Raw genomic sequence first — 23,370 nt, forward strand, 5'->3', positions numbered from 1 at the left:
TCAGGCTCCTGGCAGGACGACGGCCGAGAGACGCGGCAGGGTGCATTTGTGCGGCGTCATGTCGGTGTTCGGATTGGCGTACTTGTTCGGCCCGTCCACGTTCAGCACGCCCGCCTCGCCGTTGTCGATGCAGATGCGCAGGGCGGCAGGCAGTTGGCCGTTCACCAGGCGCTTGGGATTGACGTAGCCGTCCCAGAGGATGTCGGGGAAGCGGCCGGTGGGGCCGAACTTGGCGATGCGCAGGGCCTGGAATTCCATGCCGTCGGGCGCGTTGCCGCCGCCGCTGAAGCGGTTGTCCTTGATCAGGATACCCTCAGGATAGGGGTCGAAATCGGCGCTCATGGCGCTGTCGGAATAGCCGGCTGAGAACAGGGCTGAGATGATGATGTTGCCGGTCTTGTTGTCGGCGATCTCGTTGTCGAAGATCTCGACCTGATCGTTGGAGTTGACGATCACGCCCGTGCCCGCCGGGACGCTGGCGACCGGGGTGCCGGCGTGGCCGAAGTTGCGCGTGTTGTTGGCGACGGCGCGGTTGTTGAAGACGCGGGTCCGGTAGCCTGCCTGCTGCAGCTGGGGCATGTTGAAGACCAGAATGCCGCCGGTGTTGTTGGTGGCCAGGTTTTCATAGACGTCGGCGTCGATGCAGTTCTCGATCTCGATCCCGGCGACGTTGAATTCGGCCCGGTTGCGGCGAACCACGACGTTCCTGGACTGGCCGACATAGATGCCGGCGTCGGACGCGCCGATCGCCACGCTGTCCTCGATCAGGACGTTCTTCGTCTGCACCGGATAGATGCCGTAGGCGCCGTTTTCGGTCTTGGGGCCCTGGGTCCACTCCGTGCGGATGCGGCGCACGATGATGTTCTCGCCCTCGTTGATCTTCAGGGCGTCGCCCTTGGTGTCTTCGAGCGCCAGATCCTCGATGGTGAAGTTGCTGGCGTTGACCAGCAGACCCTGGGCGCCCGCCGCCTGATTGCGGAAGTTCAGGATGGTCTTGTCCATGCCCTGACCGCGAATGGTCACGCCGTCGACGGCCAGGGTCAGGCTGGTGTCGATGGTGAAGACGCCCGCCGGGATTTCGATGACCGTGCCGGGCTTGGCGTCGATCAGCTTCTCCATCAGCTCGTTCTGGTAGGTGGTGTTGGCCTTGGAGAGGTCGGTGCCCTTGTCGGCCGGCTTCGACCCGCAGGCCCCCAGCGCCAGCACCAGCGCGACCGGCAGCCATGTACGCATCTTCATGATGTCCCCCTCCAGAATCCTGTTCATCCCTAGCCCGGCAGGAGGTTTTCATATGGCTCGCCTTCTCGCAAGACGAAAATGAAACTGTTTCTGTTTTTGCCGCGAGCCTCTGTCTGATGTCAGGGGGTGGGGGCGGGGACGCCGTCGATCCAGCTTTCGACGACGGCGAGGTCGTTGTTCAGGATTAGCAGGTCGGCGGCATAGCCCGGCGCAATCTGGCCGCGCTGGCGTTCCAGTCCCAGGAAGGCGGCGGGCGCGGCCGAGGCCATCATGACGGCGGTGGCCAGGTCCAGCCCCAGCAGGTCGCGGGTGTTGCGGACGGCGGCGGCCATGTCGAGGTCCGACCCCGCCAGTACGCCGCGCTCGTCCAGGCAGGCGCCGTCCTTCACCGAGATGCGGCGACCTTGCAGATAGAAGTGCTCGTCTCCGTCGCCCAGGTGGGGGGCGTTGACGCTGGGCATGGCGTCGGTGACCAGCATGAAGCGGTCGGCCGGTCGGCAGCGCAGGGCCAGCTTCAGCACCACCGGATCGACATGGTGGCCGTCGACGATGATTCCGGCCCAGGCGCTGACGTTCTCCAGCGCCGCGCCGACCACGCCTGGTTCGCGGCTGGCCAGTGGCGACATGGCGTTGAACAGGTGGGTGAAGCCGGTCACGCCTGCATCCAGCGCCGCCCTGCTCGTGGCGTAGTCCGCGTCTGTATGGCCCGCCGCGACCACGGCGCCGCCCTGGACCAGGGCCGCGATCCTGTCGGGCGTGGTCATTTCCGGGGCGAGGGTGATCAGGGTGCGGCCCGTCTTCATCCGCGTCAGCAGTCGCACGGCCTCGTCGTCCAGGGTGCGGAACTTGGTCGGGTCGTGGATGCCCTTGCGCGCGATGTTGAGGAAGGGGCCTTCGATGTGGATGCCCAGCACGCCGGGCACGCCCTCAAGCATGGCCTGTTCGACGGCGTCGATGGCGCGGTCGATCACCGCCAGGTCGTCGCTGATCAGAGTCGGCAGGAAGCCGGTGGTGCCGAAGCGCCGATGCGCGGCGCCGATGCGGGTGATGGTCTCGACCGTGGGCGCATCGTTGAACAGGACGCCGCCGCCGCCGTTGACCTGGGTGTCGATATAGCCGGGGACCAGGAGGTCGCCGTTCAGATCGCGGCTCTCAGCCTCGGGAAAGGCGATGCGCAGAACAGAGGTCGGGGCCGCGGCGACGATGCGGCCGTCGTCCACGACCACGGCGAGATCGTCATGAAAGGCGTCACTGACCAGAACACGCCCGTTGTGCAGCAGGGTGGGCATTAAACGGTCTCGGTCACCTTGTTGAGATAGGGCGGGCGGTCGGGGTCAAAGCCTCGCGCCGTCGAAAGCGTGGCGGCCAGACGATAGAAGCTCTGGATCTGCAGGATCGGTTCCAGCCAGGGGTGGCTGGACGTCGTCGGCAGGGCCGTGACGCCGGGTGCGGTCGTGGCGCCGGCGAAGAAGACCTGGGCTCCGCGTCGGGCGAAGTCGGCGGCCAGGTCCTCGGCGTCGTCGCGCGTCGCGTCTGACTGGGGCAACAGCAAGACAGGAAATCCGGTCTTGACCAGGGCCATGGGGCCGTGGCGGACCTCGGCGGTCGAGAAGGCCTCGGCGTGCAGGCCGCAGGTCTCCTTGAGTTTTAGCGCCGCCTCGCGGGCCACGCCGAAGCCGACGCCGCGTCCGACCACATAGAGGCTGCTTGCCTGGGTCAGGGCGGGCAGGGCGGCGGACCAGTCCTGCTTCCAGGCGGCGTCCAGCAGATCGGGCAGGCGGTTGAGGGCTGCGGACAGGTCGGCGTCGCCGCTCCATTCGGCTGTCAGATGGGCGATGGCGCTGAGGCTGGCGATGAAGCTCTTGGTCGCGGCGACCGACAGTTCGGGACCGGCCCGCAGCGGAATGGTCAGGTCGGCCACCTGGCTGAGTGGCGATCCCTCGACATTGACCAGGGCGATGACGAAGGCGCCGCCCGCGCGGGCTCCTGCGGCGGCGGCGACCAGATCGGGGCTCTTGCCCGATTGGGACACGGCCAGGCAGAGGCCGTCCGGCACATGCGGCTTGCGGCCATAGACTGAGCTGACGGCCAGGGGCATGGGGCTGGTCAAAACCCCGACCTCGGTCTCGATCAGATAGCGAGCGAAGACCCCGGCGTTGTCCGAGCTGCCACGACCGCAGATCAGGGCGGCGCTCGGCGGATGCATCCGCAGGCACTTGGCGGCCTGGGCCACGACCCCGGCGTTGGCAGTCAGTTGGGCGGCGACGATGCGGCCGGCGTCAGCGGCCTCGGCGAACATCAGCGTGTCTTCGGCGCGCATCAGGCGGGTCCGTCGTTCAGTTCGGCGACGAAGTCGTAGGCGTCGCCGCGATAATAGGACTGGGTCACTTCCACCGGCTCGCCGTTATGGAAGGCGCGGCGCTCGATCAGCAGGCCGGGCGCGCCGGGGGCTATGCCCAGAAGCTCGCATTGCTCGGCGCTGAACAAGACGGCGCGCAGGCGTTGCAGGGCGCGATTGGGCCTATGCCCGCTGACCGACAGCGCCTGATAGAGCGAGGTGGACACCGCCTCGACGCCCGACAGGCAGGAGGCCGGAACCGTCGAATACTCCAGCGCCATCGGCGCGCCGTCGGCATAGCGGATACGGTGGAAGCGATAGACAGGGGCGCCGGGGCTGAGGCCCAAGGTCAGGGATTCTTCGGGCGTCACCGTGCCCTCGCTGCGGCTCAGCCAGGAACTTGTGGCCTTGCGGCCGCGCGCCGCCATGTCTTCTGAAAAGGAGGTCAGCTTGGAGAAGCTCTTTTCGACGCGGGCGGCGACGAAGGTGCCGGCGCCCTGGCGTCGTGTCAGCAGGCCCTCGGCCACCAGGCCGTCGAAGGCCTTGCGGATCGTGATTCGCGACACTGACAGCTCGTTGGCCAGGTCCCGTTCGGGCGGCAGGGCGTCGTCGGGCTTCAGCGTGCGGCGCTCGATGGCCTGGCGCACAGCCTGTTGCAGCTGTTGATACAGGGGCGCGGGCCTCTGGGCGTCCAGCGATCCTATGGCTTCAAGAAACGGCACGGCGTCCTCCCCCAGAGTGCATCCCAACCACCACATCTGAACCCATGTCATGCAACCAATCAAGGACCAATATGCAGAAAGTTTAGGCCCAATGTGAAATTTGGTCTTGCGGGATGCGACGCTTTGGTGAAACTCTGCCCTCAATTCCCATGTTCTCTCGATCTAGTCGAAAGAGGGGCGGGCCTTATTGGTCTTGAATTGGGTATGTCGGACCTGCGGGGGCAGGTCTTCTGGAGGGGAGATCCAGCGCCATGAGTATCCGTCACGCCTTGCTTGCCGGTTCAGTCAGCGCCCTGGCGCTGGTCGCCGGCGCCGCCGCCGCCCAGGACGCGCCGACCACCACGGTCGATGAAGTCGTCGTCACGGGCATCCGCGCCTCGTTGCAACAGTCGATCACGACCAAGCGCAACGCCAACGCCATTATCGACGTCGTCACCGCCGAGGATGTGGGCAAGTTCCCCAGCTCGAACGTGGCCGAAGCCATCACCATCATTCCCGGCGTCACCGTCGACCGCGCCTTCGGCCAGGGCGAGAAGGTCTCTATCCTGGGCACGGACCCGGCGCTGAACCGCACTCTGCTGAACGGCCAGACGGTCGCCTCGGCGGACTGGTTCATCCTCGATCAGCCGGGCCGGACCTTCAACTACGCCCTGCTGGCCCCGCAGATTGTCGGCAAGGTCGAGGTCTACAAGTCGCCGGAGGCCCGCATCGACGAGGGCTCGATCGGCGGCACGGTCGATGTTTCGACCCGTCGACCGCTGGACCTGGGTCGTCACACCCTCTCGGGCGCCGTGACCTATCTCTACAATGATCGCTCCGAGAGCGGCGACGCGCAGTTGTCGGTGCTGGGCGGTTGGCGCAACGAGGATCGCACCTTCGGCGTCCTGGTCTCGGCTCAGCGCGCCTCCGACGATCTGCGTCGCGACGGCATGGAGGCCTATGGCACCATCCCGGCCAGTTATTACGCCGGCGGCAACGCCGAGAACCCGGGCGGCAACTCCATCGCCAACGGCAACTGCGTCGGGACCTGCGCCTCGACCCTGCTGGCCAACCCGAACGCCAAGGGATTGAACGCCTTCGGCACTCACTTCTTCGAGCAGGGACGCGAGCGCAACAGCTACACCGTCGCCGCCCAATGGCGTCCGAACGACAGTCTGGATCTGAACTTCGACTGGCTGCGCATCGACGCTACCTACGACAACATCAACCAGGCCCTCTTCGCCTTCCAGGGCAATACCTGGAACAGCCTGGGCGCCCTGACGGACCTGCAGGTCGATGACGGCGTCATCACCAAGGCCTCCTTCAAGAACGCGCTGAGCGTGCTGGATATCCAGTATCGCGAGGCGGCCATGACCTCGGACAGCTACCACTTCGACGGCAAGTACACGGGCAATGGCTGGGACCTGTCGGGCGACATCGGCTACACCAAGGCGGACGGCGGCACCCAGCGCCAGCTGTTCGGCGAGTTCTTGAACTGGGCCGATTATACGGTGGACTTCACCGGCGCGCCGGGTTCGCCCGGCGTCCTGACCTACGCCAACGGCAATGTCCTGAACGACGCGTCGAAATTCTCGTTCGACGGCGGCTGGGGGGCGGGCGATCCGTCCGTCGGCCCGACCGGCTACAACGCGGGCTGGGGCGGCAACATCGTCTCCAAGCCGACGATGGATGAGGAAACCTACGCCCAGGCCGATCTCGGCTTCGATCGCGACGGCTTCTTCAGCCGCTTCCAGTTCGGTTACAAGTATCGCAAGCACGAGACCGACCAGAAGATGTCGGGCGTGACGGTCCAGATCTACGGCGCGCCGGACAGCGCCGGCATGTTCAGCCCCAGCCGCGTGCCGGGGAACTATCTGGACGGCTTCGACGGCGTGAACGACCAGATGAAGGGCCGCTTCCGCATCGATGGAAAGGCGCTGGCCGACTATATCGAGGCGGGCGAATACCTGCGTCCCTGGCAGGCCAAGCCGGTCCCGACCGTCTTCGGCAACGCCGAGTTCACGGCCCAGAACTGGAACGTCCAGGAGACGATCAACGCCCTCTATGGCCAGGCGGACTTTGAGAACGACCGCGTGCGCGGCAACATAGGCCTGCGCTACGTCCGCACCGAGTCGGAAAGCGGCGGCTATGTCTGCGTCAATCAGACGGCGACCGGTTGCGGCGTCACGGCGGCGGATTGGGAATGGAGCGTCCGGAGCAAGGAATACGACGACTTCCTGCCCAGCCTGAACCTCGCCATCAACGCCTCGGATGACCTCATCATCCGACTGGCGGCGGCCAAGGTCATCTCGCGTCCCAACTATGCGGACATGTCCAACTACTTCTGGCTGTCGGATCAGATCCTGACCGGCGGCGGCGGCAACCCGGACCTGGACCCCTACAAGTCGACCAATCTGAACGCCGCGGCGGAATGGTATTTCGCCCCTGACGCCATCCTGTCGGGCGAGATCTTCTACAAGAAGATCGACAACTACATCCTGCAGAAGACCGCGCCGGAAGAGCACTTCAACCAGGCCCAGAACGCCGTCACCACCTATCAGATCAGCCGTCCGACCAATGCCGGTTCGGCCGACCTGAAGGGCGCGACCTTCGCCTATCAGCAGAACTACGCCTATGGCCTGGGTCTGCTGGCCAACTACACCTATGTCGACGGCAGCGCCGACAACGGCCAGGACCTGCCCTTCAACTCGAAGCATCAGGTCAACATCAGCCCCTTCTTTGAGGCCGGCGCCTTCTCGGCGCGCATGACCTACACTTGGCGGTCGAAGTATTTCACCGGCGTGGATCGTGGCGACAACATGTATGTCCGCGCCTACACGGGCCTCGACGCCACGGCGGCCTATGCCTTCAACGAACGGGTCAGCCTGACGGTCGCGGGCCAGAACCTGCTCGACAGCGAATACTACGCCTACGCCAATACGGTCAGCCTGCCGCGGGGCGTCTATCGCACCGGCCGCAAGCTGATGGCGACGCTCAGCGTCGAGTTCTAGGACGCGGGGTTCGGGGGACGGCGTTCGCCATCCCCCGTTCCGCCTATCGCCAAGGCTCTCTCCTGAGGCCAGACTGGCGCGGGGCGTCATCGTCCCGCGCGCTTTTTTTTGATGCGAGACTGCGTATGACCCAGGTGGTTCGATCGAGGGCGCATGCCCTGCGGCTGACGTCCGTTACTGCCCTGATGGCGGTCTTGGCTTCGGCCTCCGTCGCCTTGGCCGAAACGCCTGCCGGGTCGGTGATTCCGCGTCCCGCCGTCGTGACCCCGGCCCAGGGCGTCTTCGATCTGGGCGAGGCCACGGTCCTGATCGTCCCTCGCGGCGACGCCGAGGCCCTGCGCGCGGCGACCTATTTCGCCGACCTGATGCAACGCACGCGCGGCCTGAATCTGACGGTTCGCGAAGGCGAGGTCGCGCCCGGCGCCGTCGTCTTCCATCGTGCCCCTGAAACCGCCGCTGACGCCTATCGCCTGGACGTGACGCCGCGCGGCGCGGTCATCACGGGGGGCGACTTCGGCGGGCTGCTCTATGGCTCCATCAGCCTGTGGCAACTGGCCACCGCCGAGGCGGGGCAGGGGGCCGCGACCATTCCCGCCGTGGCTATTTCCGACGCCCCGCGCTTTGGCTGGCGCGGCGTCATGCTGGATTCCGCCCGCCACTATCAATCGCCGGAGTTCATCAAGGGCTTCATCGACTGGATGGCCCTGCACAAGCTCAACGTCTTCCACTGGCACCTGACCGACGATCAGGCCTGGCGGCTGGAGATCAAGCGCTACCCCCGGCTGACCGAGGTCGGCGGCTGGCGCGTCCATGCGGGGGCCTCGGCCCGCAAGGACATCGACCCGGCGACGGGCCGTCCGCGTCTCTACGGCGGGATCTACACGCAAGATCAGGTGCACGACATCGTCGCCTATGCGGCGGCCCGCAACATCGTGGTGGTGCCCGAGATCGACGTGCCGGGCCACGCCAGCGCGGCGGTGGCCGCCTATCCCGAACTGGGCGTGACCGACGCGCCCGGCGCCGCCGTGCCGGCCGTGCCCGCAGACTGGGGCGTCTATCCAACCCTGTTCAACGTCGAGGAGTCGACCCTGACCTTCCTCGAGAACGTCATGGACGAGGTCGTCGATCTCTTCCCCTCGGAATACATCCACATCGGTGGCGATGAAGCGGTCAAGGATCAGTGGAAGGCCTCGCCCCGCGTGCAAGAGCGGATGCGGGAACTGGGTCTGGCCGACGAGGAGAAGTTGCAGTCCTGGTTCGTCGCCCGCCTGGAGAAGCGCCTGAACGACCACGGCCGTCGCATGATCGGCTGGGACGAAATCCTGGAAGGCGGCATCAATCCCAACGCCAGCGTCATGTCCTGGCGCGGCGTCGCGGGCGCCATCGAGGCGGCGCGTCTGGGCCACGACACGGTGATGTCGCCGGCGCCCGTCCTCTATTTCGACAACCGCCAGAGCGCCGACGACGGTTCGCCGGGGCGCGGCTTCACCTCCACCCTGCGCGACGTCTACAGCTTCGACCCGACGCCGGACGTGCTGACGGCGGAACAGGCGCGCCGCGTCCTGGGGGTGCAGGGCAATCTGTTCTCCGAGCACATGCGGACCGAGGACCGGGTCGAATATCAGGCCTTTCCCCGTATCTCCGCCCTGGCGGAAATGGCCTGGACCCCGCATGCGCGGATGGACTTCGCCGACTTCCGCGCCCGTCTGGACCCGCAGCTCGCCCGCTATCGCGCCCTGGGCATCGACTATGCGACCATCGGCCTGACCGAGGTTCCCGCCACGCCGCCTGCCGACGGCCAGCGCCGCTACGACCACCAGATGAAGTTGTGCAGCGCGGCCCTGCCGCTGTCGCTGATCGACGACGCTCCGCTACAGGGCGAGCGGCCGGCCCTGCTCATGGACATCCTCAACCCTTGCTGGATCTATCAGTCGGCGGACCTGACCAAGGGTCTGCGTTTCGAGGCCGCCGTCGGCCAGGTCCCCTTCAACTTCCAGATCGGCGCTGATCGCGACAAGATCCGTCTGGGGGCGCCGCGCACCCCGGAGGGGGAACTTGAGGTCCGCATCGACGGCTGCGAGGGCGAACCCGCCCTGATCCTTCCCCTGGCCGAGGCCGCCGGCAACGACGGGATCACCACCCTGTCGGGCCAGTTGCCTGCCCGCGCAGGTCAGCATGACCTTTGCCTGAAGTTCACGCAGAAAGAGCTGGACCCGATGTGGGGCATCGACTGGGTGCGCGTCTCCGATCCCGCAGCCAAGCGCGAGAGCGACTGATGGCGGCCGAGATGATCGTCCACGCCCCGATCGACGGCTGGGTCTGTGCGCTGGAGGAGGTCCCCGACGCCGCCTTCGCCGCGCGCATGGTCGGCGAAGGCCTGGCCATCGATCCGACCGGGATGACGGTCTGCGCCCCCTTTGACGGGGTGGTGTCGAGTCTTGCCCGTACGGGCCACGCGGTCAGCGTCCGTTCGGACGAGGGTGCGGAAATCCTGATCCATCTGGGGCTGGAGACGGTGAGCCTGAACGGCGCGGGCTTCACCGCCCATGTCACCGCCGGGACTCGTGTGAAGACCGGCGATCCTCTGCTGACGCTGGATCTCGAGGTGGTGGCGGCGGGCGCCAAGAGCCTGATCTCGCCGATCTTGCTGGCCAATGAGGGGGAGGTTCGCCTGCTGCCGCTGAACCGTCTGGTCGTGGCGGGCGAACCGATCATGACCGTGCGTCAGGCTGCAATCGCCGTATCGACGTCCGGCGACGGCGGGGCAGTCCTGACCCGCACGGTGCGCGCGCCTCTGCCGCATGGTCTGCACGCTCGCCCGGCCTCGCGCCTGGCCGCCGCCGCCAAGGGCTTTGACGCCCACGTCCGCCTGATCCTGGGCGAGCGCAGCGCCGACGCGGTCAGCCTGACCGCCATGATGACCCTCGGCCTCAAGGATGGCGACGAACTGATCCTCAGCGCCAGCGGCAGGCAGGCCGAGGCGGCGCTGGAGGCCGTCGTCGCCCTGATCGCCTCCGGCCTGGGCGAGGGCGGTGAGGCCGCCCACGCTGCGCCCGCCGTCGAAACGCTGGGCGCGCAGGCCGGCCCCGCCTCGGGCGAGGACGGCGAACTGATCTTCTCGGGCGTCACGGCGGCGCCAGGTCTGGTCATCGGCCGCGCCGTCCGTCTGTGTCAGGCTGAGATCGAGACGCCTGAGCACGGTCGCGGCGTCATGCTGGAGCAGGCCGCGTTGCAACAGGCCTTGAGCGCAGTGCGAAGGCGTATCGAGGCCTCTGTCGCCTCGGGCGGGTCCCATCGCCGCGCCATCCTGGCCGCCCATCTGGCCTTCCTCGACGATCCCGGCCTGATCGCCACGGCGCAGGAAGCCATTGAGGCGGGCCGCAGCGCGGGCTTCGCCTGGCGCACGGCGACGCAGGGCGGCGTGGCCCTGTTCCGCTCGCTGGGCGACGCCCGCACAGCTGAACGCGCCGACGATCTGATGGATCTGGAGCGTCAGGTTCTGGTCGAACTGTCGGGTGAGGCCGCGCCTGCACCGGTGGTGCTGGGGGCCGGGTCGGTCATTCTGGCCGACGACCTTCTGCCGTCGCAGCTGATCGCGTTGGATGCGGTCAAGGTGGCGGGCCTGTGCACCGCGCGCGGCGGGCCGACCTCGCACGTCGCCATCCTGGCCGCCGCCATGGGCGTGCCCGCCCTGGTCGCCGTCGGGCCGGGTCTGGATCGGGTCGAGGACGGCGCCCTGGTGGTGCTGGACGCCGACGGGCGACGTCTAGTCGCCAGTCCGTCCGCCGCCCGGCAGGCCCGTGCCCAGAGCGCCGCCGCCGCGCGCGACCGCCGTCGCGCCGAGGCCCGCGCCCTAGCCGCCGAGGACTGCCGCACCGCCGACGGCGTCCGCATCGAGGTCTTCGCCAACCTGGGCGATGTGGCCGAGGCCGCGCCCGCCGTGGCCGGAGGCGCCGAGGGCTGCGGCCTGCTGCGCACCGAGTTCCTCTTCCTGGAGCGCCAGAGCGCCCCGACCGAAGACGAGCAACTGGCCCAGTATCAGGCCATCGCCGACGCCCTGGACGGACGACCCCTGGTCATCCGCACCCTGGACGCGGGCGGCGACAAGCCCTTGCCCTATCTGCCCATGCCGCATGAGGACAATCCGGCCCTGGGCCTGCGCGGCGTGCGCACAGGCCTGCACCGGCCCGACCTGCTGCTGACCCAACTGCGCGCCGTCTGCCGAGTGCGCTCCAGCGGAGCCGTGGCTGTCATGCTGCCGATGATCGCCTCGGCATCCGAGGTGCGTCAGGTCCGCGCCCTGCTGGACATCGCAGCCTCCGAAACTGACAGCGCGGCGCCCCTGCTGGGGGTGATGATCGAGACCCCGGCGGCGGCCATGACGGCCGATCTGCTGGCGCCCCATATCGACTTCGTCTCGGTCGGCACCAATGACCTGACCCAGTATGCGCTCGCCATGGATCGCCAGAACGCCCATCTGGCGGCCCAGTTGGACAGCCTGCATCCGGCGGTGTTGCGCCTGATCGCCCAGACGGCGGCGGGGGCGGCCGACACGCGCTGGATCGGCGTCTGCGGGGGCCTGGCCTCGGACGTTCTGGCCGCGCCCATTCTGATCGGTTTGGGCGTCACAGAGCTGTCGGCCACGCCGTCCATGGTGGCCGAGATCAAGGCCCTGCTGCGGGGCCTGACCCTGGCTGACTGTCGCCAACTGGCGGGTGATGTCCTGACGCTCGACAGCGCCGAGGCGGTACGCGCCCTGGCCGACGAACGTCTGGCCGCTCTTTTGAAATCCCGTGTCGTCGGAGCGGTCGCATGAAGATCGGATTGTCCAGCCTGCAGCCGCTCGGCCGGGCCCTGATGTTGCCCATCGCCGTCCTGCCGGTGGCGGGCCTGCTGCTGCGACTGGGCCAGCCGGACCTGCTCGACATCGCCTTCATCTCGGCGGCGGGGCAGGCGGTTTTCGCCAACCTGGGCCTGCTGTTCGCGGTCGGCGTCGCCGTGGGGCTGGCCAAGGACAACAATGGGGCGGCGGGCCTGGCGGGCGTGGTCTGCTTCCTGATCTCGGTCGAGGCGTCCAAGGTGCTGCTGAGCGTGCCGCCCGAGGTGATCGCCGGCCTGACAGGCGACGCCGTGGATGCGGCGTCCAAGGCCTTCAAGGATCAGGCCCTGTCACGATTGGGGGTGCCCATCGGCATCGTCGCCGGTCTGATCGCCGGAGCCTGCTACAACCGCTTCTCCACGCTGAAGCTGCCCGACTATCTGGCCTTCTTCGCGGGGCGCCGCTTCGTGCCCATCGTGGCGGGGGTGGCGGGTCTGGTGGTCGCTGCCGCTGTGGGCCTGACCTTCACCGGCATCGACCATGCCATCGACGTCTTCAGCCGCGCCGTCATTGGCTCGGGCGAGTTCGGCCTCTTCGTCTATGGTCTGCTCAACCGGCTGCTGATCGTCACCGGCCTGCACCACATCCTGAACAACGTCGCCTGGTTCATCGTCGGCGACTACAACGGCGCGACGGGAGACTTGAACCGCTTCTTCGCGGGCGATCCCAGCGCGGGCGTCTTCATGAGCGGCTTCTTCCCCGTCATGATGTTTGGCCTGCCCGCCGCCTGTCTGGCCATGTATCACGCCGCCCGCCCGGATCGCCGCAAGGAGGTAGGGGGGATGCTGTTCTCTTTGGCACTGACCGCCTTCCTGACAGGGGTGACCGAGCCGATCGAGTTCACCTTCATGTTCCTGGCGCCGGTCCTTTACGCCATCCACGCCGTGCTGACCGGGGTGTCGATGGTGGCGATGGACCTGCTGGGCTCACGGCTGGGCTTCACCTTTTCGGCGGGTCTGTTCGACTATGTACTGAACTTTGGACGCGCCACGCGACCGTGGCTGCTGCTGCCGATCGGCCTGATCTATGGCGGCCTTTATTATGGCCTGTTCCGGGTCGCCATCAGGGTCTTCAACCTGAAGACTCCGGGGCGCGAGGATGAACCCGTCGCGGCGGCGCCAATCGCCGGGGTGTCGGGCGGTCGAGCCGGGGCCTTCGTCGCGGCGCTGGGCGGGGCAGGGAACCTGACGGCCGTCGCCGCCTGCACCACGCGGTTGCGGCTGCACATCCGCTCACGCGAGGCGGTGGACGAAGCGGCGCTGAAACGGCTGGGCGCGCGCGGCGTGATCGCCCCCGGGCCAAACCAGCTACAGGTCGTCCTCGGCCCCATCGCCGACGCCGTGGCCGATGAGATCAGGGCGGTGGTCGGCGCGGGCGAGCAAACGCCCGCTCAGGTCTCTAGCGCGACCTTTGCAGAGACGCAGTCAGACCTGTCGCCAGACCTTCTTGCGGCTCTGGGCGGCCCCGAAAACATCGCGCGCGTCGATCACCAGGCCGGTCGCCTTTGCGTGCGATTGAACGCGGCCGAGATCGACCTGGATCGGCTGGCGGTCCTCTCGCCGCGCGGTTTCGTGCGCACCGGCGAGCGAACGCTCCAGATCCTCAGCGCGATCTAGCGTCGCCAGACCTCGCGGCCTTCCTTCCAGGTGGACTGCACCTTGATCCCGGCAAGCCTGTCGGGATCGATGGTCATGGGGTTGGCGTCCAGGAGGGTCAGGTCGGCCAGCTTGCCCACGGCCAGCGAGCCCTTACGGTCGTCCTCATAGTGCTGCCATGCGGCCCACAGGGTCATGGCCTTCAGGGCGACATCGACCGGCACGCGTTCGTCCGGGCCGAGTATGTCGCCCGACCGGGTGCGGCGCGTGACGGTGGCGGACAGGACGCGCATGGCGTCGGGGTTGGCCACCGGCGCATCGTGGTGGCTGGTGAAACGCATCCCGCGACGCACGACCGAGGCGCACGGCGAAATGAACTCGGCCCGGCGCGGTCCCAGTACTGAATCCCGATGATAGTCGCCCCAGTAGAAGGTGTGCATGGGGAAGAGGGACGGCACGATGCCCAGGGTTTTCAACTCGTCCAGTTGATCCATGCGTGTGGTCTGGCCGTGGATCAGGACGGGGCGGCGGTCCCTGGCGCCGTGCTTCCTCGTCGCCTCGCGCACCGCTGCGATCAGCAGGTCGATGGCCGCGTCGCCGTTGGCGTGGACTTCGATCTGCCAGTCGTTCTTGAAGGCCAGTTCGACCGCGGCCAGCGCCTGTTGCTCGGTCACGGCGGGATAGCCGCGATAGGAGGCCGGCTTGCCCTCCGGTGGCACGTAATAGGGCTGGGACAGCCAGGCTGTCTTGCCCTGGGGCGAGCCGTCCAGCGTCAGCTTGACCCCGCCGACGCGGTACTTGCCGACGTAGGTCCTGCGATACAGCGGCGTCGCCATCACGTCCGTCGAGGTCAGGATGTCGGGGAAGGACAGGATGTCGATGGGCAGTTCGCCGCGCTCGGCCAGCATGGCGATCATGCGACAGGTGTCGGTCGAGGAGCGACCGTCCTGGGCCGTGGTGTAGCCGAAGCTGGAATAGAAGCGCGCGCCCTCGCGGATCATCTCCATGTTGGCCTGAAGGTCCAGGCGCGTGAACAGGGCGCCCATGACGGTGAACAGGGCAGTCTCCTCCATGACGCCATTGGGCTGCTGCGAGCCCTCCTCGCGCCGGAAGACGCCGCCGTCGGGATTGGGCGTGGAGGCGGTCACGCCCGCTGCCGCCAGGGCCGCGCTATTGGCCACACCCAGGTGACCGGACTGGTGCATGAACAGGATCGGCACGCTATGGGAAACGGCGTCCAGTTCCTTACTGGTCGGATGGCGACCTTCCTTCAACTGGGAGTCGTCGTAACCGAAGCCGATGACCAACTGGGTGTCTCGGACCAGGGCTTCGTGCGCGTTCATCCAGTCGCGAGTGATCCGTTGCAGGGCTGGAATGTCATTTCCCTCCCCGTCCGGCGCAGGCAGCAGGTTGGCGTAGCGCGCTTGCAGGCCCACCATCGAGACATGGCCGTGGGGATCAAAGAAGCCGGGCAGCAGGGTGCGCCCGTCCAGATCGACCATCTGGGCGCTCCGGCCCGCCTCGGCGCGGGCGGCGTCCAGTGAACCGACAGCGACGATGACCCCGTTGTGAACCGTCACGGCCTCTGCGGTCGGCATGGCCTCGTCGATAGTCAGGATCGGACCGCCGGTGAAGATCGTGGCCGATCCGGCGCGTGTGGTTTGGGCCATGCTGCGGCCTCCCAGAAGGGTGGTTCCGGCCAGGGCGCCGGCGCCGGCGAGCAGGCTGCGGCGGCTGGACGGGGGGAGGGTCAGGGTCATGAACGCCTCGTTCGACTGGCTCGGGCGGCGGCTTTGATCTGAGGCTAAGCCCAAAGCTCCAGCTTCGAAAGGCCGCGTCCTATTCTGGCGGAATGTGCCCATCGCCCTCGACGCGGTCGCGATAGACGGCGGCGCGGGCCAGCAGGATCAGGGTCACGGGCGTCGTGACGGTCAGGAAGACCCCGATGAGCAGGTCGCGGAGCGCCAGCCGTCCCTCGGTCAGGGACCAGAAGGCGACTGAGGCCGCGACGATCAGCGCCATGCCCAGGGTGGCTCCCAGGGTCGGGGCATGGACCCGCTCATAGAAGCGTTTCAGCACGACCAGGCCGACGGAGCCGATCAGCGCCAGCAGGCTGCCGAAAACCGTGACGGCGACGATGGTCCAGGCCGCCCACAGCGGCAGGTCGGAGGGGCTCATTCGATCACCTCGCCACGCATCAGGAACTTGGCCAGGGCGACGGTGGCGGTGAAGCCCAGCATGCCGATGATCAGGGCCGCCTCGAAGTAGAGGCCGACCCCGCTGCGCATCCCCTGAACCAGGATCAGCAGCATGGCGTTCAGATAGAGGGTGTCGAGACCCAACACCCGGTCCTGCGCGCGCGGCCCGCGCATCATGCGCCAGGCGGCCAGCAGCATGGCCAGCAAGAGCATGGCCTGGGCCGCGCCCAACCCCCAATAGAGAACAGCGGAGGCGGTCACGGGAAGATCTCCAGCAGCAGGCGTTCATAACGCCCCTTGATCAGGTCGATCCACTCCTGCTCCTCGGTCAGGTCGAGGACGTGCAGCAGCAGGCGGCCCGAGGGGCGGTCGTACTGGACCCACAGGGTGCCAGGCGTGCTGGTCAGGATGATGGCGAGCACCGCCAGGCCGTAACGGTTGCGCAGGTCCAGCGGCACATGGATGAAGCCCGACATGCGCTGACGTCTACGCCGCCCCATGATGATGGTGGCCACGGCGTAGTTGGACCGCACCACGTCGACCGCGACATAGCCGGCCAGCCGCAGAATGGCACCCGGCGAGCGGACGCCGGATCGGTCGGGCTCCAGCCGTCGCATGACCTGCGGGATCGCCAGGGCCGCGATCAGGGCGACAAGGACGTCGCCCGCCGAAATCGGCCCGCTCAGCACAAGCCAACTGGCAAACAGCCCCAGGGCCAGCAGGGGGTGGGGAAGGAGGGCGCGGATCATGCGGCGTCTCCCAGCACGGCGCTGATATAGGCCTTGGGCGCGGCCAGCCATTCGCCGGTCTTCTCGGCGTAGGTCAGTCCGGCGGCGGCTCCGGCGCTCAGCCACAGACAGCACAGGACCAGACCGCCGATGGCCAGGAATTCAGGACTGCGGACCTTCGGCGCGACGGCGTCCTCGCGCCAGAAGCCCGCCACGCCGAACCGCGTCAGGGCGATCAGGGCGGCGAAGCTGGACAGGGTCAGAACCCCGACCAGGGTCCAACTGGCGGGCGACAGCGCGCCGTCGCCAGACAAGAGGGCGACGAAGATGCTCAGCTTGCCCGCGAAACCGGCCAGGGGCGGCAGGCTGACGGTCACCAGGGCGGCCAGGATGAAGGCCCCGCCGAGGAAGGCGGTCGAGGCCGGCAGGACGCGCCCGACCTCCTGCACGTCGTCGGCGGCGAAGGGGTCGTCATATTCGTCGTCGAAGACCGCGTCCTGGGGCGAGGCCGCGACGTCCTCGCCCCTCGCCAGAATCTCGGCGATCAGGAACAGGGTCCCGGCCGCCAGAGTGGACGCCGCCATGTAGAAAAGCGCGCCGCCGACCGCGTCGGGCACGGCGGTCCCCGCTATGGCTAGCACCGTGCCGGACGAGACCATGACGGCGTAACCGGCCGCGCCCTCGAGCCGACGCGCCGCCACCATGCCGGCGGCGCCGAAGACGACCGTGGCCGCGCCCGCCGCCAACAGCCAGATATTGCCGAACCCGGCCGAGGCGCCGGCGTCGGCGCCGAACAGCAGAGTGGCCAGGCGCAGGATGACATAGACCCCGACCTTGCTGAGGATGGCGAAGACCGCCGCGACCGGGGCGCTGGCGGCGGCATAGGCGCCGGGCAGCCAGAAGCCGAGCGGCCAGGCCGCCGCCTTGACCAAGAAGGCCACGCCCAGGATGGCGCAGCCGATATGGAACAGGGCGCGGTCATGATCGGGGATGGCGGCGACCTTGCTGGCGATGTCGGCCATGTTGAGCGCGCCGGTCACGCCGTAGATCAGGCTGACCCCGATCAGGAAGAACAGCGACGCTGTCAGGTTGATGGCGACATAGCCCAGCCCGGCCCGCACCCGCTTCTCGCCAGACCCATGCAGCAGCAGGCCGTAAGAGGCGGCCAGCATGACCTCGAAGAAGACGAACAGGTTGAACAGGTCGCCGGTCAGAACCGCGCCGTTCACCCCCATGACCAGCAGCAGATAAAGGGCGTGGAAACGCGGCCCGGCCCGGTCCCAGCGGGCGTAGGAGAACATCAGTCCGCCCGCCGCCAGCGTCGCCGTCAGCGCCAGCATCAGGGTCGACAGCCGATCCGCCACCAGGGTGATGCCGAAGGGTGCGGCCCAGGCGCCGAGGTTGTAGATGCGGGCCGTGTCGTCGCCCGCCGGACCGCCGACCGCCGCTTCGTGCAGCAGGGCGTAAGCCACGGCGACGAGGGCGATCAGGGTGCAAAGGCTGATCAGGGCCTTCAGCCCATAGCGCTGCTCCTTGAGCAGCAGCATGCTGGCCGCCGCGATCAGCGGCAGCACGATCGGCGCGACGATGAGGTGATCCTGCCAGTCGGTCATTCGCCTGGCTCCCGTCCGTCCATGTGGTCGCTGCCAGTGATCCCCCGGCTGGTCAGCAGCACCACCAGGAACAGGGCGGTCAGGGCGAAGCTGATGACGATGGCGGTCAGGACCAGGGCCTGGGGCACCGGGTCGGCATAGGCGGCGGGATCAACCGGACCCTCGCCCTTCAGCACCGGCGGCGCTCCCGCGCGCAGGCGGCCCATGGCGAAGATGAACAGGTTGACGGCATAGCCGAGCAGGGACAGGCCGATGATGACCTGGAAGGTGCGCGGGCGCAGCAGCAGCCAGACGCCGGCGGCGGTCAGCACCCCTATCCCGAGCGCGAGGACCAGTTCCATCAGACGCTCTCCTCGTCAGCGGTCGCAGGCACGACGGCGCGCGGTTTGCGCAGGGACTGGTGAGCGATGGCGACCAGCATCAACACCGTCGCCCCCACCACCAACAGGGCCACGCCCGCGTCGAACACGACCGCCGACGCCAGCGGCGTCTTGCCGATCAGCGGCAGGTCGACATAGCGGAACCAGGAGGTCAGCAGCGGATAGCCGAACAACCAGGACGCGACCCCGGACAGGGTCGCGATCAGCAGCCCCCCGCCGATCCAGACCAGGGGCCTTATCTTCAGCCGCTCTTCGACCCAGCGGGCGCCGGACGCCATGTATTGCAGGATGAAGGCGATCGACAGCGCTACGCCCGCCGCGAAGCCGCCGCCGGGCAGGTCATGCCCGCGCAGGAAGAGATGCAGCGCCAGCAGGATGATGAAGGGGAAAAGCCAGCGCATCACCACGCGCGGGATGAGCATGGTCTCGGACAGGGTGTCGCCCAGCTTGCGATCCTCGCGGCGATCATCGCTGTGGTCCTGGTGCTGCTTCTGCTCGGTATGGCCGAGACTGTCCGACGCCGGACGGAAACGCCGCAGCAGGGCCCAGATCGTCAGCCCGACGATGCCCAGGACCGTGATCTCGCCCAGGGTGTCGAAGGCGCGGAAGTCGACCAGCAGCACGTTCACCACATTGCGCCCGCCGCCTTCGGAATAGGCGTGGTCCAGGAAGTATCGCGCCAGCGGCGAGGCCGACGGCCGGGTCATGACGGCGAAGGCGATCAGGGCCACGCCGGCGCCGGCGATGATCGCGATGGCGAGGTCCGTCACGCGCCGCCGGCGGGCCTTGGCTTCCTGTTGGGGCGAAGCGAGGTCGGGCAGGCGTTTGGGCAGCCAGCGCAGGCCCAGCAGCAGCAGGACCGTAGTGACGATCTCGACCAGCATCTGGGTCGTGGCCAGGTCGGGGGCCGAGAACCAGACGAAGGTCAGGCAACTGACCAGGCCGGCCCCTCCGACCAGGACCACGGCGGCCAGACGATGATACTTGGCCTGCCAGGCGGCGGCGATCGCGCAGGCGCCGCCGATGATCCACAACAGGGTGAAGCCCAGGCCTGGACGCTGAACCGTCAGCCCAGCCTCGTCGAAGCCGAGGCCCGCCATGCCGCTGGCCAGCACCGCCGCCAGCAGACAGGTCAGGATGATGGCCCGCAGACGGGCCTGTTGCCGCGAGGCGCCGAGACGACGCACGATCCACTCGGCGCCGCCCTTGAAGGCCCGCATGACCCGGTCATAGGCGCGCGCGCCGTTGAAGCGTCCGACCACCCAGGGCCGCTCGCTGGCGTTGATGCGCCGACCCAGCAGCCTGTAGGCCACGACGCCGCCGACCAGGGCGATGGCGCTCATCACCAGCGGCAGGTTGAAGCCGTGCCAGACCGCCAGACTGTAATAGGGGACGTCCGGCCCCAGCACCGAACGAACGGCGACGGCCAGTACCGGCCCGATGGTGATGGCCGGCAAGACGCCGACCAGGATGCACAGGCCGACCAGAACCTCGATGGGGAAGCGCATCCAGCGCGGCGGTTCATGCGGCGTCTTGGGCAGGTCGACGGGCGGCGGGCCAAAGAAGGTCTGGTGGATGAAGCGCACCGAATAGAGCACGCTCAGCAAACTGGCGACGGTCGCCAGAACGGGCAGGGCCAGGTTCAGGTGTCGCCCGCCGGTATGGGCGATCGCCTCGGCCAGGAACATCTCCTTGGACAGGAAACCGTTCAGCAGGGGCACCCCGGCCATGGCGGCGGCGGCGACGATGGCCAGGGCCGCCGTGACCGGCATGGACCGCCTGAGACCGCTCAGCTTGCGCATGTCGCGGGTGCCGGTCTCGTGGTCGATGACCCCGACGGCCATGAACAGCGAGGCCTTGAAGGTGGCGTGGTTGACCGTGTGGAAGATGGCCGCCACCGCCGCCAGCGGACTGCCCAGTCCCAGCAACAGGGTGATCAGCCCCAGATGGCTGATGGTGGAATAGGCCAGCAGGCCCTTGAGGTCGTTCTGAAAGACGGCGCTCCAGGCCCCGAACAACAGGGTCGCCATCCCCGCCGTGCTGACGATGACATACCAGGCGTCGGTCCCTGCCAGCACCGGCCACAGGCGGATCATCAGAAAGACGCCCGCCTTCACCATGGTCGCCGAATGCAGATAGGCGCTGACGGGGGTGGGGGCCGCCATGGCGCGCGGCAGCCAGAAGTGGAAGGGGAACTGCGCGCTCTTGGTCAGGGCGCCGGCCAGGATCAGGATCAGGGCGGTCAGATACCAGGGGCTGTTCTTGATGATCTCGCCCGACGCCAGCACCACGTCCAGATCGAAGCTGCCGACGATGCGGCCCAGCACCACGACCCCGGCCAGCAGGCACAAACCGCCCGCCGCCGTCACGGTCAGCGCCATCCGCGCCCCGTCGCGCGCCGCCGCGCTATGGTGCCAATAGCCGATCAGCAGGAAAGAAAAGAGGCTGGTCAGTTCCCAGAAGACGGCCAACTGGATCAGGTCGCCGGCCATGACCATGCCGGTCATGGCGCCCATGAAGGCCAGCAGGAAGGCGAAGAAGCGCGGGACCGGGTCGTCCGCAGACATGTAGTAGCGGGCGTAGAGCACCACGAGGGCGCCGATGCCCTGGACCATGACCGCGAACAGCCAGGCCAGGCCGTCCAGGCGCAGGGTGAAGTTGACCCCCAGCGTCGGCAGCCAGGCCATCGACCAGCGCACAGGCTCCCCGCCAGCGACGGCCGGGAACAGAGCCACCAGACAAAGCAGGCCCGCCAGGGACGTCAACCAGGCCAGTGCTGCTGCGGCGTTCCGGGCGCGTGACGGCAGGAAGAGCGCCATCATGGCCGCCACGAAAGGGGCCCCGAACGGAATGAGCAGCAACAGGGTATGGGACATGCGTGGCGGGAATCCTGTCGCTGCGGCGCTTCAACGCCACCCTAGACAAGGGATCATGCCAGAACCATAGGCGGCTCCCGCCTGCGGCCATCCGACCCAAGCTCTATCCGCCGGTCGCGGTCACTCCCACAGGGGCAGGACGCGGCCCGCGACCGGGGGCGATTCAATACCGATGACGCTCGCCAGGGTCGGAGCAATGTCGATGGTGCGGATCGGCAGGAAGCGCTCCTGCGTCGTTCCGTGGGGCTTCCAGAACAGGATCGGCACCCGGCGGTCATAGTCCCAGGGGGTGCCGTGGCCGGCGATGTTGCCGCCGACGCGACCGCCGCCGGTCACGTTCGCCGCCCGCACCATGATGATGTCCGAGGAGCGCGCGTCCACGGCGGACAGGCGCATCCTTTGTTCTAGGGTCAGCAGCTCGGGCTGGCGGCTGTCGGGCAGGGGGGCGGTCAGCAGGGCGTCGCGCGCCTCGGCGTAAACGATGTCGGGCATGGACCGAACAAGGGGCAGGGCCGCCGCGATGATCTCGCTGCGCAGCGGCTCGGGCAGGCTTCGGTGGTCCTTGTCGGCGACGATCAGGCCGCTGGACCCGGACTGAAGCGGGGCGGCGTCCAGGTTGAAGCGCGCCTGCAGGCCGGCGTTGATCTCGGCCAGGGGGGCGGAGCTGATCCGGTGGGCGTGGGGATAGCCGCGCTGGGCCAGGCGCTCGACGAAGTCCGACCCGCCGTGGTCGGCGGTCAGGACCAGGACCACGCCGCCGGGCACGGCCTCAAGCCGGTCCAGGAACTGGCCCAGTGCTGCGTCGAGGCGGTGCATCTGCTCGCACATCTCGGGACCCTGGGTGCCATAGGCGTGGCCGATGCGGTCGGTCGCCGACAGGCTGACGCCGAGCAGGTCCGTGCTCGACCCCTGGCCCAGGTTCTGGCTGTCGATCAGATAGGCGGCGGCCTTCAACGTCTCCTCGTCGAGGGACGGCGAGCCGTCGAACTTGTCGCGAGCGGGCGGCACCCTGGAATGCAGGACATCGCCTCGGATCGTCCAGTCGGCTTCCAGCGCGCGGCACTGGGGCTGGGAATAGGTCCAGGCGTGGGGCGCAGCGGCCTGGCGCTGGCGGAAGGCGAGATTGAAGGCGTCCACGGCGGCAAGGCGGGCGGCTGGGTCCTGGCCCGGCTCGACATAGGTGGTCAGGCCGAAGCCGTCGGTGAACCAGAAGGCGCCGTCGGGATGATGGCCCGCCAGGTTGATCGCGCCTCGGTCCTTGCCGGACACGGCGAAGACGCGGGCGTCGGGCCGTTGGGCCTTCAGCCAGTCGCCCAGGCTGGTCGCGCGGATGTTGTCGGGGCCGACCGGGCCGTTGTCGGTGTTCTTGCCGTGCGCCAGGGTGTTGTGCGGCGCGGCCAGGCAATAGACGTCCTCGCCCGTCGCCGGATCGATCCAGTCGTTGGAGGGGATGCCGGTCTGGGCCGGATGCATGCCGGTCAGAACGGTGGAGTGACCAGGGCAGGTCTCTGTCAGTCCGTGGGTCTGATAGCCGTTGGTCGAAACCAGGCCCTCGTCTGACAGGCGGCGCAGTCCGCCGGTCCAACGGCTGCGGTACTGGTTGAACAGGTTGGCGCTGAACTGATCGACCACGACGGTCACGATCAGCCTGGGCGGGGCCAGTGGCGCCGTGTCGTCCGTATGGGCTCGGGCCGCTAGGCCGGAGGCGGCGCAAACAAGGGCCGCAAGAGCGGCGGCGACACGAAAATGCATGACGAGACCCTGGGACGGGCGCGGCGGCTGGGCGTCGCGCAAACAAGAAAGCTCCGGCGA

16 protein-coding genes are annotated in these 23,370 nt (G+C 68.0%); 4 read left to right on the plus strand and 12 right to left on the minus strand.

Annotated elements, in window-relative coordinates; genetic code table 11:
• The 4 genes from ACR9FL_RS06325 to ACR9FL_RS06340 form a co-directional block, all read right to left on the minus strand.
• Positions 1 to 1,239, minus strand: coding sequence for a parallel beta-helix domain-containing protein (locus ACR9FL_RS06325; RefSeq protein WP_296171915.1), 1,239 nt, complete (start codon positions 1,237 to 1,239; stop codon positions 1 to 3).
• Between the two features lie 119 nt (positions 1,240 to 1,358).
• Positions 1,359 to 2,528, minus strand: coding sequence for an N-acetylglucosamine-6-phosphate deacetylase (gene nagA / locus ACR9FL_RS06330; RefSeq protein WP_436357748.1), 1,170 nt, complete (start codon positions 2,526 to 2,528; stop codon positions 1,359 to 1,361).
• The gene (locus ACR9FL_RS06335) at positions 2,528 to 3,559 is read right to left on the minus strand and encodes an SIS domain-containing protein (protein ID WP_436357749.1); all 1,032 of its coding nucleotides are present in this window, start codon (positions 3,557 to 3,559) and stop codon (positions 2,528 to 2,530) included. The genes nagA and ACR9FL_RS06335 overlap by 1 nt, the downstream gene beginning before the upstream one ends.
• The gene (locus tag ACR9FL_RS06340) at positions 3,559 to 4,350 is read right to left on the minus strand and encodes a GntR family transcriptional regulator (RefSeq protein ID WP_436357750.1); all 792 of its coding nucleotides are present in this window, start codon (positions 4,348 to 4,350) and stop codon (positions 3,559 to 3,561) included. Before ACR9FL_RS06340 ends, ACR9FL_RS06335 begins: the two co-directional genes overlap by 1 nt.
• Before the next feature lie 200 nt (positions 4,351 to 4,550).
• Between ACR9FL_RS06340 and ACR9FL_RS06345 the strand changes: the two genes are divergently transcribed.
• From ACR9FL_RS06345 to nagE, 4 genes are all read left to right on the plus strand, one after another.
• Positions 4,551 to 7,289, plus strand: a complete 2,739-nt coding sequence (locus tag ACR9FL_RS06345) for a TonB-dependent receptor (RefSeq protein WP_436357751.1) — start codon at positions 4,551 to 4,553, stop codon at positions 7,287 to 7,289.
• Between the two features lie 194 nt (positions 7,290 to 7,483).
• The gene (locus ACR9FL_RS06350) at positions 7,484 to 9,565 is read left to right on the plus strand and encodes a family 20 glycosylhydrolase (protein ID WP_436357752.1); all 2,082 of its coding nucleotides are present in this window, start codon (positions 7,484 to 7,486) and stop codon (positions 9,563 to 9,565) included.
• On the plus strand, positions 9,565 to 12,105 hold the full coding sequence (ptsP, locus tag ACR9FL_RS06355; protein ID WP_436357753.1) for a phosphoenolpyruvate--protein phosphotransferase: 2,541 nt from the start codon (positions 9,565 to 9,567) through the stop codon (positions 12,103 to 12,105). The genes ACR9FL_RS06350 and ptsP overlap by 1 nt, the downstream gene beginning before the upstream one ends.
• Positions 12,102 to 13,784 carry an N-acetylglucosamine-specific PTS transporter subunit IIBC gene (gene nagE, locus ACR9FL_RS06360; RefSeq protein ID WP_436357754.1) on the plus strand — a complete coding sequence of 561 codons (1,683 nt, stop codon included), beginning with the start codon at positions 12,102 to 12,104 and terminating at the stop codon, positions 13,782 to 13,784. Before ptsP ends, nagE begins: the two co-directional genes overlap by 4 nt.
• Here the strand turns inward: nagE and ACR9FL_RS06365 are convergent.
• From ACR9FL_RS06365 to ACR9FL_RS06400, 8 genes are all read right to left on the minus strand, one after another.
• On the minus strand, positions 13,781 to 15,523 hold the full coding sequence (locus tag ACR9FL_RS06365; RefSeq protein WP_436357755.1) for an amidohydrolase: 1,743 nt from the start codon (positions 15,521 to 15,523) through the stop codon (positions 13,781 to 13,783). The genes nagE and ACR9FL_RS06365 overlap by 4 nt on opposite strands.
• 79 nt (positions 15,524 to 15,602) lie before the next feature.
• Positions 15,603 to 15,941 carry a monovalent cation/H(+) antiporter subunit G gene (mnhG, locus tag ACR9FL_RS06370; RefSeq protein ID WP_436357756.1) on the minus strand — a complete coding sequence of 113 codons (339 nt, stop codon included), beginning with the start codon at positions 15,939 to 15,941 and terminating at the stop codon, positions 15,603 to 15,605.
• Complete coding sequence (locus ACR9FL_RS06375; protein WP_296171905.1) at positions 15,938 to 16,222, minus strand: K+/H+ antiporter subunit F; 285 nt, start codon at positions 16,220 to 16,222, stop codon at positions 15,938 to 15,940. Before ACR9FL_RS06375 ends, mnhG begins: the two co-directional genes overlap by 4 nt.
• Positions 16,219 to 16,710, minus strand: a complete 492-nt coding sequence (locus ACR9FL_RS06380) for a Na+/H+ antiporter subunit E (RefSeq protein WP_296171904.1) — start codon at positions 16,708 to 16,710, stop codon at positions 16,219 to 16,221. Before ACR9FL_RS06380 ends, ACR9FL_RS06375 begins: the two co-directional genes overlap by 4 nt.
• Entirely contained in the window at positions 16,707 to 18,302 is a 1,596-nt protein-coding gene (locus tag ACR9FL_RS06385; RefSeq protein WP_296171903.1) for a monovalent cation/H+ antiporter subunit D, read from the minus strand. Before ACR9FL_RS06385 ends, ACR9FL_RS06380 begins: the two co-directional genes overlap by 4 nt.
• Positions 18,299 to 18,643 carry a Na+/H+ antiporter subunit C gene (locus tag ACR9FL_RS06390; protein ID WP_296171902.1) on the minus strand — a complete coding sequence of 115 codons (345 nt, stop codon included), beginning with the start codon at positions 18,641 to 18,643 and terminating at the stop codon, positions 18,299 to 18,301. Before ACR9FL_RS06390 ends, ACR9FL_RS06385 begins: the two co-directional genes overlap by 4 nt.
• Complete coding sequence (locus ACR9FL_RS06395) at positions 18,643 to 21,558, minus strand: monovalent cation/H+ antiporter subunit A (RefSeq protein ID WP_436357757.1); 2,916 nt, start codon at positions 21,556 to 21,558, stop codon at positions 18,643 to 18,645. The genes ACR9FL_RS06390 and ACR9FL_RS06395 overlap by 1 nt, the downstream gene beginning before the upstream one ends.
• A gap of 120 nt (positions 21,559 to 21,678) precedes the next feature.
• Complete coding sequence (locus ACR9FL_RS06400; protein WP_436357758.1) at positions 21,679 to 23,310, minus strand: alkaline phosphatase family protein; 1,632 nt, start codon at positions 23,308 to 23,310, stop codon at positions 21,679 to 21,681.
• Between the last annotated feature and the right edge of the window lie 60 nt (positions 23,311 to 23,370).

Origin of the sequence: Brevundimonas sp. CEF1, from assembly GCF_051353055.1 — a bacterium.
Lineage (GTDB): Bacteria > Pseudomonadota > Alphaproteobacteria > Caulobacterales > Caulobacteraceae > Brevundimonas.